Annotated in this window: 20 protein-coding genes; 17 read left to right on the top strand and 3 right to left on the bottom strand. The window is 37.6% G+C overall.

The genetic code is table 11. The features are described 5' to 3' along the window. The first annotated feature begins 211 nt into the window (after window positions 1–211). A complete protein-coding gene (locus GZH82_RS05775) occupies window positions 212–1,903 on the top strand; it encodes an IS1182 family transposase (protein ID WP_162681674.1) in 1,692 nt (563 codons plus the stop codon). On the opposite strand, the gene GZH82_RS05780 is transcribed toward GZH82_RS05775, so the two are convergent. Genes GZH82_RS05780 through GZH82_RS14245 form a run of 3 tightly spaced genes read right to left on the bottom strand, consistent with a single transcriptional unit; the run spans window position 1,892 to window position 3,692 of the window. Further along, complete coding sequence (locus tag GZH82_RS05780) at window positions 1,892–2,668, bottom strand: DUF1828 domain-containing protein (RefSeq protein ID WP_162681675.1); 777 nt, start codon at window positions 2,666–2,668, stop codon at window positions 1,892–1,894. The genes GZH82_RS05775 and GZH82_RS05780 overlap by 12 nt on opposite strands. 21 nt (window positions 2,669–2,689) lie before the next feature. Next, window positions 2,690–3,139, bottom strand: coding sequence for a DUF6978 family protein (locus GZH82_RS14605; RefSeq protein WP_414715339.1), 450 nt, complete (start codon window positions 3,137–3,139; stop codon window positions 2,690–2,692). Window positions 3,140–3,185: 46 nt separating this feature from the next. After that, entirely contained in the window at window positions 3,186–3,692 is a 507-nt protein-coding gene (locus GZH82_RS14245) for a hypothetical protein (protein WP_238989660.1), read from the bottom strand. A gap of 13 nt (window positions 3,693–3,705) precedes the next feature. Between GZH82_RS14245 and GZH82_RS05795 the strand changes: the two genes are divergently transcribed. The 16 genes from GZH82_RS05795 to GZH82_RS05870 all read left to right on the top strand — a co-directional run bounded on the left by GZH82_RS05795 (window position 3,706) and on the right by GZH82_RS05870 (window position 15,848). Next, the gene (locus tag GZH82_RS05795) at window positions 3,706–4,245 is read left to right on the top strand and encodes a phage terminase large subunit family protein (RefSeq protein ID WP_238989662.1); all 540 of its coding nucleotides are present in this window, start codon (window positions 3,706–3,708) and stop codon (window positions 4,243–4,245) included. Between the two features lie 8 nt (window positions 4,246–4,253). Then, on the top strand, window positions 4,254–5,666 hold the full coding sequence (locus GZH82_RS05800) for a phage portal protein (protein ID WP_203232856.1): 1,413 nt from the start codon (window positions 4,254–4,256) through the stop codon (window positions 5,664–5,666). Then, the gene (locus GZH82_RS05805; protein ID WP_162681678.1) at window positions 5,650–7,002 is read left to right on the top strand and encodes a minor capsid protein; all 1,353 of its coding nucleotides are present in this window, start codon (window positions 5,650–5,652) and stop codon (window positions 7,000–7,002) included. The genes GZH82_RS05800 and GZH82_RS05805 overlap by 17 nt, the downstream gene beginning before the upstream one ends. Beyond that, window positions 6,999–7,193 (top strand): LSM domain protein, encoded by a 195-nt coding sequence (locus GZH82_RS05810; RefSeq protein ID WP_162681679.1) that lies wholly within the window; start codon window positions 6,999–7,001, stop codon window positions 7,191–7,193. The genes GZH82_RS05805 and GZH82_RS05810 overlap by 4 nt, the downstream gene beginning before the upstream one ends. A 184-nt stretch (window positions 7,194–7,377) precedes the next feature. Beyond that, window positions 7,378–7,968, top strand: a complete 591-nt coding sequence (locus tag GZH82_RS05815; RefSeq protein ID WP_162681680.1) for a DUF4355 domain-containing protein — start codon at window positions 7,378–7,380, stop codon at window positions 7,966–7,968. Window positions 7,969–7,982: 14 nt separating this feature from the next. Continuing rightward, entirely contained in the window at window positions 7,983–8,915 is a 933-nt protein-coding gene (locus tag GZH82_RS14250) for a sugar-binding protein (RefSeq protein ID WP_238989579.1), read from the top strand. Between the two features lie 16 nt (window positions 8,916–8,931). Continuing rightward, the gene (locus GZH82_RS05825) at window positions 8,932–9,255 is read left to right on the top strand and encodes a phage head-tail connector protein (protein WP_162681681.1); all 324 of its coding nucleotides are present in this window, start codon (window positions 8,932–8,934) and stop codon (window positions 9,253–9,255) included. Between the two features lie 23 nt (window positions 9,256–9,278). Continuing rightward, window positions 9,279–9,575 (top strand): hypothetical protein, encoded by a 297-nt coding sequence (locus GZH82_RS05830; RefSeq protein WP_162681682.1) that lies wholly within the window; start codon window positions 9,279–9,281, stop codon window positions 9,573–9,575. Further along, entirely contained in the window at window positions 9,553–9,903 is a 351-nt protein-coding gene (locus tag GZH82_RS05835; RefSeq protein ID WP_343236260.1) for an HK97-gp10 family putative phage morphogenesis protein, read from the top strand. The genes GZH82_RS05830 and GZH82_RS05835 overlap by 23 nt, the downstream gene beginning before the upstream one ends. Window positions 9,904–9,911: 8 nt before the next feature. Continuing rightward, a complete protein-coding gene (locus GZH82_RS05840) occupies window positions 9,912–10,298 on the top strand; it encodes a hypothetical protein (protein WP_203232813.1) in 387 nt (128 codons plus the stop codon). Between the two features lie 17 nt (window positions 10,299–10,315). Further along, window positions 10,316–10,864 carry a phage tail tube protein gene (locus GZH82_RS05845; protein WP_162681684.1) on the top strand — a complete coding sequence of 183 codons (549 nt, stop codon included), beginning with the start codon at window positions 10,316–10,318 and terminating at the stop codon, window positions 10,862–10,864. Between the two features lie 53 nt (window positions 10,865–10,917). Then, window positions 10,918–11,271 carry a tail assembly chaperone gene (locus GZH82_RS05850; RefSeq protein ID WP_162681685.1) on the top strand — a complete coding sequence of 118 codons (354 nt, stop codon included), beginning with the start codon at window positions 10,918–10,920 and terminating at the stop codon, window positions 11,269–11,271. 68 nt (window positions 11,272–11,339) lie between these two features. Then, window positions 11,340–11,687: a hypothetical protein gene (locus tag GZH82_RS05855; protein WP_162681686.1), complete on the top strand. Its 348-nt coding sequence runs from the start codon at window positions 11,340–11,342 to the stop codon at window positions 11,685–11,687. A 12-nt stretch (window positions 11,688–11,699) separates the two neighbouring features. Then, a complete protein-coding gene (locus GZH82_RS05860; protein WP_162681687.1) occupies window positions 11,700–14,543 on the top strand; it encodes a phage tail protein in 2,844 nt (947 codons plus the stop codon). Between the two features lie 12 nt (window positions 14,544–14,555). Then, window positions 14,556–15,476: a phage tail domain-containing protein gene (locus tag GZH82_RS05865; protein WP_203232857.1), complete on the top strand. Its 921-nt coding sequence runs from the start codon at window positions 14,556–14,558 to the stop codon at window positions 15,474–15,476. A 21-nt stretch (window positions 15,477–15,497) separates the two neighbouring features. After that, complete coding sequence (locus tag GZH82_RS05870) at window positions 15,498–15,848, top strand: phage holin family protein (RefSeq protein WP_162683013.1); 351 nt, start codon at window positions 15,498–15,500, stop codon at window positions 15,846–15,848. The last annotated feature ends 13 nt before the right edge of the window (window positions 15,849–15,861 follow it).

Below are 15,861 nucleotides of genomic sequence, written 5' to 3' on the forward strand. Positions count from 1 at the left end.
TAGTTCAGTAATGTCAATTTCACTTATTGAACCCTTGACAAATCGTAGGAATAAGGGGCTGGGACGTAATTCCTGCCCTCTTCGCTAAAAAAGCTCTGATTAGATGTAAAAAAACATTTAATCAGAGCTTTTTTAGATATTATTTAAAAAAATAAAGCACTTCCTGTATAATTATTAATAACGACAAAAATAATAGACAGGGGTGCTTTATATGTATAAAAATTATAACATGTTTCAACTTACACTTCCAATAGAAACTGAGATGTCTTTTCCAGAAAATGATATTGTATTTATTATTAACAAACTTGTAGAATCTATCCCCCAAGAAGCGTTTAATCCATATTATAGCCAAAGAGGTCCTTCATCATACCATCCAAAAATGATGTTAAAAATCATACTTTATAGTTATGCCCATTCTGTTTTTTCAGGACGAAGAATCGAGCATCTGTTAAAAGATAGTTGCCGAATGATGTGGCTTGCGCAAGGTCAAACGCCAACTTATAGAACCATCAATCGCTTTAGAGTGAACCCCCATATGATGGAATTTCTACATATTTTATTTGTCGGTTTAAGAGCACAGTTATTAGAAGATAAACTCATAACAGAGGATGTCATTTATATTGATGGCACAAAAATAGAAGCAAATGCGAATAAGTACACATTCCAGTGGCTGGCTAATACGAAGCGTTTTAGTCAGTCTGTCATTGAAAAATCAACGGCTTTATATGAGCAACTCGTTTCTGAAGAGATTATTCCTGAAATCAAACGTGAATCTGGGCATGAATTAACAAGTGAAGAACTGAATCAAATAGAGACGCATTTAGGTCATAAAAATGATGCGCTCACGTCTGAAATTGAAACGACTCAAGATGTAGAGACAAGAAAAACCCTTAGAAAAGAAAGAAGTAAGGTGAGACAAAGTAAGAAAGCCATCCAAGATTTTAAAGACCGTAAAATCAAATATGACAAGCAAATGGAAATTTATGGTGACAGAAAAAGTTATTCAAAGACCGACCACGATGCGACCTTCATGAGAATGAAAGATGATCATATGAGAAACGGCCAATTGAAACCGGGTTATAACCTACAAATCGCAACCCATAATCAATTCGTTTTAGCTTTTGGTGTTTACAGTTATCCAGGTGATACAAGAACGCTCGAACCATTTTTAAAATCCATCCACAATTTATATGGTGACATTCCAGAGTATATTGTGGCAGATGCGGGTTACGGAAGTGAATACAACTATACCATGATACTCGATGAATTTGAGAAAACACCTTTAATCACTTATAGTATGTATCTCAAAGAGAAGCAGCGCAAATATAAAAACAATCCATTGATTACTGCTAACTGGGAATACCGTGAGATAGATGATTACTATATATGTCCTAACAAAAAGGAATTACATTTCCAAAGTTACAGAAAGAAAAGAGATGGATACGGTATTCAAAGAGATTTTAAATTATATGCATGTGAAGAGTGTGTGGGCTGTCCATTACGAAGTCAATGTATGAAGCAAAGTACGAACCCCAACACAAATAAACGCTTATTTAGAAATTTAACTTGGGACTATTTTAAAGCCTTCACAAATCAACAGCTTTCAGATCCAAAGACGAAACACATTTATCAAAAGAGAAAGATAGATGTTGAATCAACTTTTGGAAATCTGAAGGCTAATTTGGGTTTCCAAAGATTATCGGTTCGCACAAAATCAAAGGTTGAGTGTGAACTTGGCATCGCACTCATGGCAGTAAATATACGAAAACTAGCTAAAATAAGTGCTCGTTTTCGTTCGTTAATAAGAAAAAAGCCGTCAAATTCTAAAAAAATGAATTTTGACGTCTTTTTCTTAAAGGAGCTGAAGGTCTATGTCCCAGCCCCTAAAATATTAAGATTTTAAAGTTGAAATAATTTTTTCTTTATCTGACCAATATAATATCGAAAGATTTTCATGTTCTGCAGCCTGGAGAGCTTTATCACTAATAGTGTGGTCTATATCATTAGCTATAATAAACATTCTTGGCAATAAATTATTCCTAGATGGTCTATTATCTTTTACATCTCTATACATATAAACATCGTTGGTAACTTTATTGAAGTCTAAATTATTTGCGAAGTTAATGAGTTTTTCTGATTGGGATTTCGTTCCCGGTAAAATGTAATCGATAGAATACTTTATACCTGATTCACCGGCTACTGACACTTCAGCAGATCCTGCTATATCTTCTTCGTATAGAAAGTTAAACACATCTTCATAAAACATGGATGAAACATTATTTCTAGAGGTTATGGTAAGATCATAAATTTTTAGAATACCTTGAATTAAATCGTGTTTAGATTGAGCGAAACTCTCATTTTTAACATGAGCGATAATTTCCTCGTTTTTTAAACTTAAATTAAATTGATTTAATATGCTTTGTATTATTCTATTTCTAGCTTTAGTATTTGTGTTTACATTAGACATCTTTAGTTCGTTTAAAGTTAAACCATCATCTGATAATATGATTGAGCCATCAGGACAAAAATCAGCATATATTCTTATGAAATCATTTAAGTGGTTTCTAAACGGCGTGGTAATTTCTGTAGTACTATCTAACTCTTTATATTTATAACTTTGTTTTAACCAGTTAAAATAATCATTCATCATTTGTTCGATAGTTTCCATTATTTATCCCTCCGTTTCATTCTACAATAAGCTTGGTTCTATTATAACATTATCACGCTTTATATTAGTGTAATCCATAAAAAATTCCAATGAGTCTATAAGCTCATCTACTAAATTTATATTTTCAATTTCTTTTAATGGAATAGCTATACCACCATTATCATATTCATCAGTAATAATATGTATATGTGGCGTGGGTATTCTTTCGTAATTCGGTGGGTTAGCGTGATCGCTTCCATTAACATCAAATCTGATCATATTACTTTTATAGTTATTACTATTTAATATTATAGTTAAATTATGAGGGTTTCTATGACCACCTTTATTAATTATAAGTGTAAATTTCTCTGTATCATCAATAATGTGAAACAGCTTATGTTTAGTTTGTTCGCCAACAACAGGTATATTAACTATATTATTTTCGAAAACTTTTATTTTTTTAAGTAACTTTTCATATAATTCTCTTTCCATCCCTCAACCTCCATTTAAAAAGGGTAGGCGTACTACCCCTGAATAGTTAATCTTTTAAACTCGATATAATAACGCTTAGAACTTGCCCTTTATCACCTAGAACATAACTGACATAGTAGTCTTTATTTAATGATTTTGAGTGATATTTTTGTTTAATATCACTGATATTTGAAACAAATTCTGCATCATCTGCCATATAATCACGCGCATGTTGATTCAAAAATTCTTTATCTATGTTTCTATCTACAGGAAATTTACCAAAAGACTTTTCTGCCTGAAGTATGTTGTCAGTATCTCCTAAAAGGTAGGTTGTGCCGTTTATCACCACCATGCTTTTTTCCGCGTCGTGTGGCTCAGTTAATTTTCCATACACGGTATTGTCCTGTGGTGTTGCTGCTACTGTTTCAGTCGACTCTTTTTCTTCTTTTTCTGACTCTTTTTCTACTTTCTCAGCTTTTTCAGATTCTTTTTCGGTTTCTTTTTTATCGCTCTCTGTTACTTTTGTGTCTTCAGTTTCGTCATCATCTGAATGGCTGCCACATGAGCCAAACAATAATAGTAATACGATGACGCAAGATGAATTGAAACAGATACCGATGAAACAATATTTTTGTGGTGTTGACTGGGGATATGAGCATTATGGTGTGATTGTTGTGTTTGGTATGGGCTATGATGATAGATTTTATTTAATTGAGGAGCACGCAAAGCAGCACGCTTTCATTGAAGAATGGGTACGTATCGCGCATGACATTAAAGCGCGGTATGGTGATATTCCTTTTTATTGCGACTCAGCGCGTCCGGAACACGTAGCTAAGTTTCAAGATGAGGGCATCAATGCGGTATATGCAGATAAGCGGATTATGCGCGGTGTGGAGTTAGTGGCGCATTACTTTAAAAATGATAAGCTTAGAATTTTATACGACGCTTGTCCTCGATTTGCCTCAGAGATTTATAACTATGCGTGGGACACTAAAAAAGATTTACCGATGAAAGAATACGATGACGTGATGGATGCGATGCGTTATGCGTTACTCACGTTTGTAGAAACATTCGAACAAAGAAGTGTTGAAGATGAAATTGATTTAATTCAACAATTAGGAATTTAGGTGATAGAATGCGGTTTAAACCTGACAGTAATTTAATATTTACGTGTAAAGACGTTGATGATTTGTTAGCCAAAAATGGTGAAAAATTGTTAACGTTTTTTAATTTACATCGAGATCAGCAACGTCCTCGATTACAAGAGCTGCTCGATTATTATTTGACGAATAATAAGGGAATCAATCAACGTCCGGGACGTGATGAACCATACGCGGATTATCGTATTGCGCACGCGTTTGTGAAGAATGGTACGGACTTTATTCGCGGTTATATCGGTGGGAATGAAATCACATTCCGCGATGAGCAATATGCTGATGAGATTCAACACATTAATGACATTAACGATGCACATGTTGTTAACGTTGAGATTTTAGAAGACTGTATTATTTATGGACGCGCTTATGAGATTGTGTATCGTAATACGGACAATCAAGACATCTTTAAGCGGTTAGATCCAAAAAATGTGTTTGTGATCTACAGTGACGACATTGAAGTTGAACCTCTTGCAGCAGTACGGTATCGGTCTGAAAAAATAAACGGTAAAGATGTGACGCTGATTGATTTCTATACCGCTGATTATCGTGCTTATTTTTACGTGGATAATAACCGTTTAAGAGAACGTGCAGATATGCCACAAGAGCTGAATATGCATCATATGCTACAGATTCATGAGTATAATGCGAATCGGTTCCGACAGGGTGTGTTTGAAAATGTACTCGATTTAATCGATGCGTATGATTATGCGGAATCTGATACGGCTAACTATATGACGGACTTGAATGATGCGATGCTAAAAATTGAGGGGCATTTAGACTTAGATATTGAAGAGGCTAAAAAGATGCGGAAGTCCCGTATTATTTTAGCAAAAACAAAACCTGATGCATCCGGCCGTATCGGTAATGCGAATGTCGATTATATTTATAAGCAGTATGACGTTGCTGGCGTTGAAGCATACAAGAAGCGTATTCAAAAAGACATCCACAAGTTTACGAATACGCCTGATTTATCCGATGAACATTTCGGTGGGGTGCAGTCGGGTGAGGCAATGAAATATAAGTTATTCGGACTTGAACAGTTACGCGTGACGATTGAAAGACAACTGACGAAAGGCTTTAAACGTCGGTTTGCGATTATTCAAAGTGTGCGGAATCACTTGAATGATAATGTCGATTTTACGGATATGCGTATTGAGTTTAAGCCTAACATCCCGCAATCCTTAGCAGAATATGCAGATATCTTTATTAAGCTTGGCGGTCGCGTGAGTCAAGAAACGTTGTTATCGTGGTTACCGAATATTGAGAATCCTAAAGAAGAACTTGAAAAAGTGAAAGCGGAGGAGCAAGAGACATCGGATAGTCATCATTACCACGACGCCATGCCTGTGCAACAAGAGAAAGCGGATATAAACAATGTCGAACTTGAGTGATTACTGGTTAGAGCGCGCAAAAATGTTCATCCAGTCTGAAACATTAGAAGATGCTGCAAAGGTTGCTGAAATTGAGCGCATTGTGGCGATGATGTTTGCGGATATCTACAAAAACTTGTTGGCCTATTATGGGAAGCTTGCGACAGCTGAAGGGATTGACTGGCGAGAAGCGAAAAAGATTGTGGATGCGTTCGATGTTGAAATGTTTCAAATGCAAGCAAAAGCCTATGTTGAAAATAAAGACTTTAGTGAAAAAGCGAATGAAGAGCTGAAGCGTTATAACACGACCATGTATGTGAATCGTGAGCAGTTGTTAAAGCATGAGCTCGGTTTGATTGTGACGAAAGCCTATGCGGAACAAGAGAAAGTGGTGAATCATCACTTACAAGATAGCGTGACACGTACACTGAAACATCAAGCAGGTATTTTAGGTGCGGATGTGCATGTAAAGCAGTCAGATGTTGAAGCGATTGTGTATTCTAACTTTGGCAAGCTGAATTGGTCTGAGCGACTCTGGAATAATCAAGATGAACTCAGAAAAGATGTTGAGCGGATGGCAAGCCATGTGATGTTACGTGGGCGTCATCCGTATGAGTTTGTGCCGGAGATACGTAAGAAGCAGAAGCAGACAGTCGCTAATACAAAAAGGCTATTGATTACCGAAGCTGCACGCGTCCAAACGGAAGCACAGAAAATGCACTATTTAGAAACGATGGGCGACGATGCCGAATATGAGTTTGTGGCGAAACGTGATGAAAAGACGTCTAAAATCTGTCGTCATTATGATAAAAAAGTTTTTAAAGTGAAAGACATGGTACCTGGTGTCAATGCCCCGCCGATGCATCCCCATTGTCGAAGTACGACAGTGCCACATGTAGGCAACTGGCGTGATAAGTTTTTCAAAGATAGACAAGGGAAGTACAGGGTTGAGTACAAAGAAGTTTTACAAAAATTAGCTAAAGAAGACATGACGGAAGCTCTTGAAAATGGTAAAATAAAAAAAGAATTAAACGTAGATAAACAGAACCGACACCAGTTAGGTCATCAATTGTATGAAGCATATAAGAAAAAGAATTTACAAAAAGGGCTTCCAATACCAAGCTTTACGATATTAGACAATGATGAACTCAATGCGTTAATAATTCAAAAAGCTGGTAAGGGTCGTTTAATCACTAGTGACACAGGTGAATGGAAGAACAAAGAAGTCATTGATTTTGGCAGGGTTATAGGAAAAGATTATATGGACGGTAGATTTATAGAAACAAGATTAGGGACTGTACACTATTCAAAAACAGGCACCCATGTTATACCGAACGGAAAGGATGAGGCACAATGAAATTGTGGACATATGTAGGAGAAAATGCAATTGTAGAATTGATGAATGGTAAAAAATTTGTGGGTAAAGTTACAAATTTTGAAGATGAAATAGCTAATAACAGTGGAGAGAATTCTATACACTTCGATGATGGTATAGGGTTATATGATTTCGATGAAAGTGAAATTAAATCAATTGAAATTTTAGAATAAGCACCGGATGAAACAGTAAATCAATCATCCTGGTGCTCTTTTTATACTCAATTTTAAGCTACTGTGCTGCAGTGGCTATTTTTTATGCCCAAACCATGCTTATGGCGTTAAAAGATGCAAGTGTAGTCCAAACCATGCAATGACATTAAACTTGCAAGAGTAGATTTAAATGAGGTGCGAAAATATGAAAGAACAATGGTTCAAGTTGAAGTTACAATTTTTTAATGATGCGGGTACTGAAGAAAATACGGAAACAGATAATACTGTAGAAAATAGCGATTCGACTGAGGAAACGAAAGATACGGAACAGTTGACTGAAGCGCAATTGAAGTTAGTGAATGATCGTGTGAATGCAGAGATGCAACGACGTACGAAAGAGATGCGTCAACAGATTCAAGATGAGTTAGCTGAGAAGCAAAAAGAAGCTGATAAATTGCGTAAGATGAACGCCGAACAAAAGCATCAATACGAGCTTGAAAAGGCTGAAAAAGAACGTGATGCATATAAGCAACAACTTGAGTCATACAAGATGCGTCAAGAAGCGATGGCGATGTTTAGTGAGGCAGGCATGCAAGCCCCTGAATCTTTATTGAATATGGTCGTTCAAGATACAGCTGAAGCAACAAAAGAAGCTGTAGATAGCTTTGTTTCGATGGTGAATCAAGAAGTACAGCGTCAGTTAGAAAGTAAAGCGACACAAAGCCATGTTGTTGGGAATCATGTGACGACACCGAAGCTTGAAACTGATGAAGCGTGGAAAACATTTTTAAATTAAGAAAGGTTGATTTGATGATGAAATTCAATTTACAATTTTTTGCTGATACGGGTACAGGCGGGACTGCAACACCTGCAGCAGCAACACAAACGAAAGTGGCACTGGGTGAAACGAAATTAAAGGACAAACACACTGGCATTGTAAAAACTGTGACAGATGCGAAGTCGTATGCGACACCTGCATTGATTACGGATGATGCGATTTATATGGAGGGGCGTTCATTCACTGTGATGAAAGGTGATGTGGCTGAATTACGCGACTACGACCGCACGCAAGCGAACCATATGGACAGCCCGAAAATTACTGAACGCACGTACTTCTTAGACCAAGAGAAGTATTGGGGTCGTTTTATCGATAAGCTTGATAAACGTGATACTGAAGGTAATATCGATGTGAACTATGTGGTTGCACGTCAATCGGCTGAAGTGGTCGCGCCTTATTTGGATAACTTACGCTTTAAAAACATTGCTCAGAATGCGAAAGAACACATTGCGGTTGCTGCGAATCGTGAGTACGATGCGGTTTTATCAGTCACTGAAAAGATGACGGACGATATTGCGCCTGCAAACCGAACATTATTCGTAACGCCTGCTTTCTACACTAAAATTAAACAGCTTGTCATTCAATTGCCACAAGGGGATAACAAGCAACAAGTGTTAAGTCAAGGTGTACAAGGTAAGTTAGATGGCTTTGTTGTTGTCGTTGTACCGACTAAGTTCTTACAGGGCGTTGAGGCGATTGCGGTTGCAGGTCAAGTGTGTGCGTCACCGCTTCAAGTGAACGAGACGAAAACAAACAGTAACATTCCTGGTCGCTTTGGCGAATCAGTTGAACAATTGCTTTACACTGGTGCGTTTGTACCGGAAGAGTTACAAAAATTCATCTACACACTTGGTGGTACTGCTGTAGCGCCTAAAAAAGACGGTAAAGACGCTCATAAAAAATAATTAGTGGGTGATTGAGATGAAGGCTTTTGTGGATAAAGTCAAAAACCGTATTGGCATTGATGATCACTTACAAGACAAGTTGCTTTATGAAATCGTCACCAACGTTGTTGACGAGTTGAAATTACGTTTACCGAAAGAACAAGCGTTTATTCCGCAACCCCTTTACTTTATTGTGATTGAGGTTGCGGTGAAGCGTTATAACAAGGTAGGTTCTGAAGGTATGGTGTCGGAAAGTGTTGAAGGTCGTTCAATGTCGTATGAAGAAGACGACTTCAAGCAATATGACAGCTTCATTAATAAGTTTTTTGATGATGGCTGCGGTGAGGTGTTGTTCTTTTGAGGTTTTCAAATCGTGTCATGTTGGTGACAAAAAGACGAAAGCGGTACAACCCTGACACCAATCAATATGAGCGTGAGACTGTGAGACATGAAACGCTTGTTTGTAATATCAACCCATTGTCGCCATCAAGGACATCACTGTTATTCGGTGATGTCTATAAGGCGATAAATGTGATTCGTTTGAATACGGTTGTGGATTATAAACCGACACATGCTTTAATAGACGGGGTGTGCTATGCAATAAAAAAGCGTGTGGATAGTAGGAGACAAACGACCTTTTATGTTGAGGAGGTTGTGAATGATGAAAATCACGGGCGTTGATGATTTAAAACGTGTACTTAAAAACATGTCTGACATTGATGATGATGTGAATTTGATTATGACTGAAACTTGTAAAGAAGCGCCGGGAATCGCCGTTGAAAATGCACGTGCTGTCATGGTGAAAGGCTATTGGACGGGGAATTTAGCGCGTGAAATAGAGAGTGACATGCTTGATTCGCTGTCCTTTATGCTCATCTCAAACGCAGCTTATTCGGGATTTGTGGAATACGGTACGCGTTACATGGAGGCTGAACCGTTTATGCGTCCGACGAGTAAACAGATGGGTGAACAGTTGCGTGATGATTTTATGCGCTTGTTGAAAGGTTAGGTGATGTGATGTTATCACCACAATTACAACTATATAACAAAGTGTTTAAGCAATTATTGAAGTATGGTGTACCAGTGATTGATGTAAAGGATATCGGACAAACCCTCCCGTATCCTTTTTTTGTTGTGCAACGGATGAATGTGAAAAAGTCGTTTTTGGCGTTTGACCGTTTTTCAAGTGAAGCGACCTTGTTAATTCACGTGTGGAGTGTTGCGGACGACGAAAGTGTGCATGATGATGCTGTTAGTTTTGCAGAAAGTGTCGTGTCAACGCCGATTGAGTTAGACGGCTATGATGCGATGCCTGACAATATCGATACACGTTTTATTGTTGATACGACAACGAATCAATTACTGAATCATACGGTGATAACTGCAGATTATAAAATTTATTAAGAATGGAGTGTTTATGAATGGCTGATTTAGTAAAAGGTAAAGACCTTTTAATTTTGTTACGTGAAAAGGGAAAAGCTGAAGCTGCTAAGAAGTTGATGCTCGGTAAAGAGTACAAAAAGAGTGTTGAGAGCGATGGCGATACTGTTGACACGTTTGACGGCTCATTTACGACTGGCGGGACGAAAAAGACGACATTTAGTGTAACGGTGTTAATGTCGCGTGAAGATTCACTACCTGAAGAAATCGAGAAGGGATTAGGTGAAACGGTTTATGAGATTTGGCTTGCGGATAGTAAGAACGTTGGGCGTGAGACAAATGCGAATAAATATAAATCGGAGTATATGCAAGGTGTCTTTAAGAAGTTTGATTTAAAAGGTGAAGTCGGTGGCATTGTGGAGTATGAAGTGGAATTTAATGAATCGGGTGGCGGTACAAAATACGGTTATGCGACGTTACCTGAAGAGATGAAAGCGAAATTGACGGCTGCAGGTTATCGATTCCACGATACCACTGCTGCAGACGCAGTGACAAATAGTACTGGCAATGCAGAAGTTGAAAATGAATAACGAGACGGGTTTAATGCCCGTCTTTTTTATTAAATTTATGAGGTGAAAGCAATATGGTATCTGTTTTAGTTGATAATAATGAGGTTGTTTTACATTTTGGTTTAGGTGAGTTAATGGCGTTAGACCGTGATTTAGGTTTTGAAGTGAAAAAGGTAAAACTTGGCTCAGGTTTAGGTTTTTTAGTGCCTAAACTTGAAGAAGGCGATGTCGTTGGATTAGCAATAATGTTGAAAGCAGCAACATCAAGACAGCCGTATCCTTTAAAAACAGAAGCACAATTGGAAAGTGCGTTAGTGTATGCACATGAAACATACGGCTCATTTGAAGCATTTGGTAAAGTTGTTATCGAGGAAATGGGGAAGCATGTTTTAACCCAAGACCTCATCAAAAAACACCAAAAAGACTAAGTCATGATGATGATGTTTCAGAACAACATGCTATCGTCGCAACGTATGACTATATTGTCGTGACGTGTATGAGTACATTGGGCATAAAGCGGTTGGATGAAATTAACGATATGACATTAGCAGAATATCATTACCGCGTTTTTGCCCAAGAATTCATTGAACTAAAAAGAGAGTATGAGCGTGTGAAGCAGGCTTTTTTAATTCGATATGCGAATGCGACCAAAAATGTCGGGACGAAAGATAAGCCGAAAGAAGAATATTACTTTAAAAGTGAAGATGACATTTTGAACTACAAAGCATGTTATTACAAACTTTGGAATGGTGAAAATTGGGGATACACGCAAGAGGTTGAAAACGTGTCTGAAGATGATTACAAGTTACTCTCTGTGATTTCAGACATTAACAATATGCTGTAAGGAGGTGGAGAGATGGCAGAAGATGTATATAAGGTTAAGGCGATATTTGAAGCGCACACAGAAAGATTTAAAAAAGCGATTGATTCGGCTTTAAATACGATTGAGCGTTTTGAAAAAGTATCAAAAGCGATTGATGATGTCACGCTAGATGCTGACGCAAGCCGTTTGAATGAAGTGGTCGACAGAGTAAATGCAAAACTTGAAGCGCTCGAACACGAAAAAGCAACGGCGCATCTTGATGCAAAGGATAAAGTAAATGAAAAAGTTAATAAAGCTAAGTTAGCACTTGACTTTATTAATAATAAACGTGCTCAGGCGGCATTATATTTGAAAGATCGTTTGTTTAATTCGAAAATCGCAAAAGTAAAAACTGCACTCAAAAAGTTAGATGCTTCAAATATTAGTATTAAACTTAATATTGATAATGGAGTGGCCACTGCTAAAGTGCTTGCTTTTAAAGCGCGTTTAAGAAGTATTCCAAATCGTATTAAGTCAAAGATTATTGTAGATGTCGATAATAAAAAAACGACTATCTTTGCGTTAACTTTAAAAAAGATGAATGAAAGAGCTAATAATTTTAATCAACGTATGGATGCGCTCGCAAATTCAATTCGTACTTTTGGAACAGTGGGTCAATATGTGGTGCGTGGGATGATGATTTCTTCTTTTTCGGCACTTATTCCTGTTATCGCAAGTGCGATACCGGTTGTTATGGCAGTAGGTAATGCACTTGGTGTCGTAGGTGGCGGCGCATTAGGTATGGCAGGTGCTTTTGGTGTTGCTGGAATCGGGCTTGTTGGTTTTGCTGCAATGGCAAAGACAGCTACAAAAATGCTCGAAAAAGGGACAATCGCAGCGAGTGAAGCGACATTCGGCTATCAATCAGCATTAAAAAATTTAAAATCGGTTTGGCAAAGTATTATTCGACAAAATGCGACACACATTTTTGGTGCAATGCGCAATGCTCTTAACGGAGTATCGTCAGCAGTTCAGCAGCTAGAGCCATTTTTGAGCCGTGTTGCAAGTGTTGTTGATAAGAATACAGAAGCAATGAATAACTGGATTCAAAAATCAGATACTGCCAAAAAAGCTTTTAAAGAGATAGACTCAACAGGTGTTAAAATCTTTTCGAATTTATTGAGTGCTGTTGGCCGTTTTGGTGACGGGTTGGTCAACATATTTACACAATTTATGCCTTTGTTTCAATGGGTATCTGAAGGGTTCAATAATATGGGGCAAGCGTTCCAGAAATGGGCAAATAAGGTGTCTACTGAAAAAGGTATTCAAAGGTTTATTGCTTACACTGAAAAGAATCTGCCTGTGATTGGGAAGATATTTGGCGATACGTTTTTAGCTATTATCAATCTATTTAGGGCGTTTAGTGGTAATTCACAAGACTTATTTAAAACGTTATCTGAAATGACGGGGCGTTTTAAAGCTTGGAGTGAGACAGTAGGTCAATCTAAGGCGTTTAATGATTTTATGGAGTACATTAAAACAAATGGTCCTATTGTTGCATCCTTAATTGTTAACATTATCAATGCGTTGCTGAAGTTTGGAGAAGCAATGGCTCCTATTGGCGCTGTCGTGTTACAGATTATTAATACTATCGTTCAGTTTATATCCAATTTATTTGAAGCACATCCTGTGATTGCTCAAATTATTGGTGTCCTTATCAGTTTGTTTGGTGCTTTCATGTCACTTTATCCTGCTGTTGAAGGGATTGTGCTTGCGGTAATGGATATGATGGACGTCATCTCCCTATTGACCGGGCCGATTGGTATAGTAGTTGCTGCAATTGTTGCTTTGGTCGCTGTTTTTGTTTATCTGTTTAATACTAACGAGACTTTCAGAGCAAAAGTGATGGAAGTTTGGAATCATATTGTGACGCTTATCACTGATGCAATAAATATTGTGTGGGAATTTGTGATGAATATTTTTGGCACTTTAGTGGCGTGGTGGAATGAAAACCATGATTTGATTTTACAAACTGCATTAACGGTTTGGGGTTGGATTAGTACGTATATTATGGTCATGCTTGAAGCCGTGCAAGTGGTCGTTCAAGCGGTTTGGCCGATAATTACTACGGTGATTTCGACTGCGATGGATGTTATTTTGAGTGTCATTAAATTAGTGATGCAGCTGATAACAGGTGACTGGTCAGGTGCTTGGGAGACGATTAAGAGTATTGGTTCTAAGCTTGTATCAGGCATTGTGAGTTTAATTACTAATATTTTTAATGGTTTTGTAAGTATTGTGTCATTTATTTGGAATCGTCTTTTATCACTTGCGCATAGCATTTTTACGAAACTTCGAGATAAGATTGTTGAAAAAGTTGAAAAGGCTGTTTCTGATGCGCGAAACAAACTTCATGATTTTGTCGAAAAATTTAAAGAAGCGGGAAGTAATTTAATTAAGGGGCTTGTCGATGGTGTTAAAAATGCGGCAGGAAAATTGATTGAAGCTGTCGGTGGTGCTGTTGGTGGTGCAATTGATAAGGCGAAAAAGCTACTTCATATGAAATCGCCATCTCGTGTGTTTAGGCAAATCGGTGAGTTTATGATGGACGGTGCGACTATTGGTGTTGCAGCGCGTGCAGATCAATTTATCGATTCTGTTGGCGATGCTGCAAAGCGTGCGGTGGATGTGTTTAATCCGAACTTAGATGTTGGTGATATGGTTGGTGATTTGTCTGGCACGGATGCACGTCTTGTGTCTAATGTTGTGCACAAACATGAATTTGACGCACGTCCGCATCAGCGTGTGGTACGTGTTGAGGTGCAACTGGATAATGATGCGATGACTGCTATTGTCAATGGTAAAAATGCGGATAATGATGCGACATTCGAATTTTAAGGAGGTGGTTTTGTGGATGTTCAGATTACAAAACTTGATGGGACGTCCTATTTTTTAAGTGATTATGACATTCATGTGTTGGATTTTGTAGTTGAAAGTATGGAGTATGAAGATAAATATGCCAAAATTGACGGGTTACATGGTCGATACCTTGTAGATTCTGTGTTTGATAAGCGTAAGATTGGTATTCCGTGCATTTTCATTACAGAGAATAACTCAGATTATGTTAAACAAAGGACGATGCTTTATAGTATTGTGCAAGATACTGAGCCTTTTTATATTCGAGAGTTGCGTAAGCGTGTTAAAAATCAATACCATTTTCATGATACGGTTGCAGCTGATCGCGCTGATTCAATGGGTGATGCTGAACATTTTGAGCAGTTTGTTGATGGCAAGCGGTATTTGGTGAAGTTGAGTAACGTGTTAAAGCCGACGCAGACAAAATTTTCAGGTCGTGTTGAACTGGAATTTGAGACGGTTAAATTGCCGTTTGCTGAATCAATTGGAACGAGTAATGATTTAGAAAAACGAGAATTTAATGACATGTGGTCAGAAGACATGAAAATTAATTTTGATGACCTATCATACACGAAGTATACTTTTAAGCATGTCAATGACGGTGAGGTATACTATCACGGTAATGTTGCATTAGACCAATTCAATATGTATTCTGTTGTAACGATAATTATCGGTGAACGTACTGATTATTTTAAATGGTCGTTGAATAATGGAACGGTCATGTACATTCGTGGTATCACATTAAATCCTGGCGATATTATTACGTATGACGGTGTACGTGTCTATCGTAATGGTGAGCCTATATTACAATATGCGGGGATAGAGATTCCTCGTTTTAAACCTGGTTTTAATCACTTTAAATTTAATCAACTTGTTGCGCATGTCAATTTTGATATGCGCTTTTATTTTAAGTAAAAGGAGGGCTCATATTGTTTGATGATATTGATGGGGTTAGATATTTTAACCGGCGTTGCGAAGGCGCTAAAAAATAAGAATTTATGGAGTCATGCTTCGTTTTTTGGTTATGCTAGGAAGCTATTGATTTTCTGTATTGTTATTTTAGCTAATATGATTGATCAAATTATTGGTACGAACGGCGGTATTGTGATGGTGACGTTATTCTTTTACATTGCCAATGAAGGACTGTCTATTGTAGAGAATTGTGCTGAGATGGGTGTTTTAATTCCTAAACAGATTGCTGAGAAGTTAGCAATAATTGGGAATGATGAGCATAAGTCAATTATGCATGAGTTAAAAGAAGAAATGTCGGATACAACTAAAAAATGATAAGAAGGAGGTT

The organism is Staphylococcus sp. MI 10-1553 (assembly GCF_010365305.1).
Classification (GTDB): domain Bacteria; phylum Bacillota; class Bacilli; order Staphylococcales; family Staphylococcaceae; genus Staphylococcus.

Excerpts from the sequence above, each read along its gene's own strand:
- GZH82_RS05800 (WP_203232856.1), top strand. The coding sequence starts at position 4,254 with ATGCGGTTTAAACCTGACAGTAATTTAATATTTACGTGTAAAGACGTT.
- GZH82_RS05870 (WP_162683013.1), top strand. The coding sequence starts at position 15,498 with ATGATATTGATGGGGTTAGATATTTTAACCGGCGTTGCGAAGGCGCTA.
- GZH82_RS05850 (WP_162681685.1), top strand. The coding sequence starts at position 10,918 with ATGGTATCTGTTTTAGTTGATAATAATGAGGTTGTTTTACATTTTGGT.
- GZH82_RS05860 (WP_162681687.1), top strand. The coding sequence starts at position 11,700 with ATGGCAGAAGATGTATATAAGGTTAAGGCGATATTTGAAGCGCACACA.
- GZH82_RS05780 (WP_162681675.1), bottom strand. The coding sequence starts at position 2,668 with ATGGAAACTATCGAACAAATGATGAATGATTATTTTAACTGGTTAAAA.
- GZH82_RS05775 (WP_162681674.1), top strand. The coding sequence starts at position 212 with ATGTATAAAAATTATAACATGTTTCAACTTACACTTCCAATAGAAACT.
- GZH82_RS05840 (WP_203232813.1), top strand. The coding sequence starts at position 9,912 with ATGTTATCACCACAATTACAACTATATAACAAAGTGTTTAAGCAATTA.
- GZH82_RS05795 (WP_238989662.1), top strand. The coding sequence starts at position 3,706 with ATGACGCAAGATGAATTGAAACAGATACCGATGAAACAATATTTTTGT.
- GZH82_RS14605 (WP_414715339.1), bottom strand. The coding sequence starts at position 3,139 with ATGGAAAGAGAATTATATGAAAAGTTACTTAAAAAAATAAAAGTTTTC.
- GZH82_RS05805 (WP_162681678.1), top strand. The coding sequence starts at position 5,650 with ATGTCGAACTTGAGTGATTACTGGTTAGAGCGCGCAAAAATGTTCATC.
- GZH82_RS05810 (WP_162681679.1), top strand. The coding sequence starts at position 6,999 with ATGAAATTGTGGACATATGTAGGAGAAAATGCAATTGTAGAATTGATG.
- GZH82_RS05815 (WP_162681680.1), top strand. The coding sequence starts at position 7,378 with ATGAAAGAACAATGGTTCAAGTTGAAGTTACAATTTTTTAATGATGCG.
- GZH82_RS05825 (WP_162681681.1), top strand. The coding sequence starts at position 8,932 with ATGAAGGCTTTTGTGGATAAAGTCAAAAACCGTATTGGCATTGATGAT.
- GZH82_RS05835 (WP_343236260.1), top strand. The coding sequence starts at position 9,553 with ATGATGAAAATCACGGGCGTTGATGATTTAAAACGTGTACTTAAAAAC.
- GZH82_RS14250 (WP_238989579.1), top strand. The coding sequence starts at position 7,983 with ATGATGAAATTCAATTTACAATTTTTTGCTGATACGGGTACAGGCGGG.
- GZH82_RS05855 (WP_162681686.1), top strand. The coding sequence starts at position 11,340 with ATGAGTACATTGGGCATAAAGCGGTTGGATGAAATTAACGATATGACA.
- GZH82_RS05845 (WP_162681684.1), top strand. The coding sequence starts at position 10,316 with ATGGCTGATTTAGTAAAAGGTAAAGACCTTTTAATTTTGTTACGTGAA.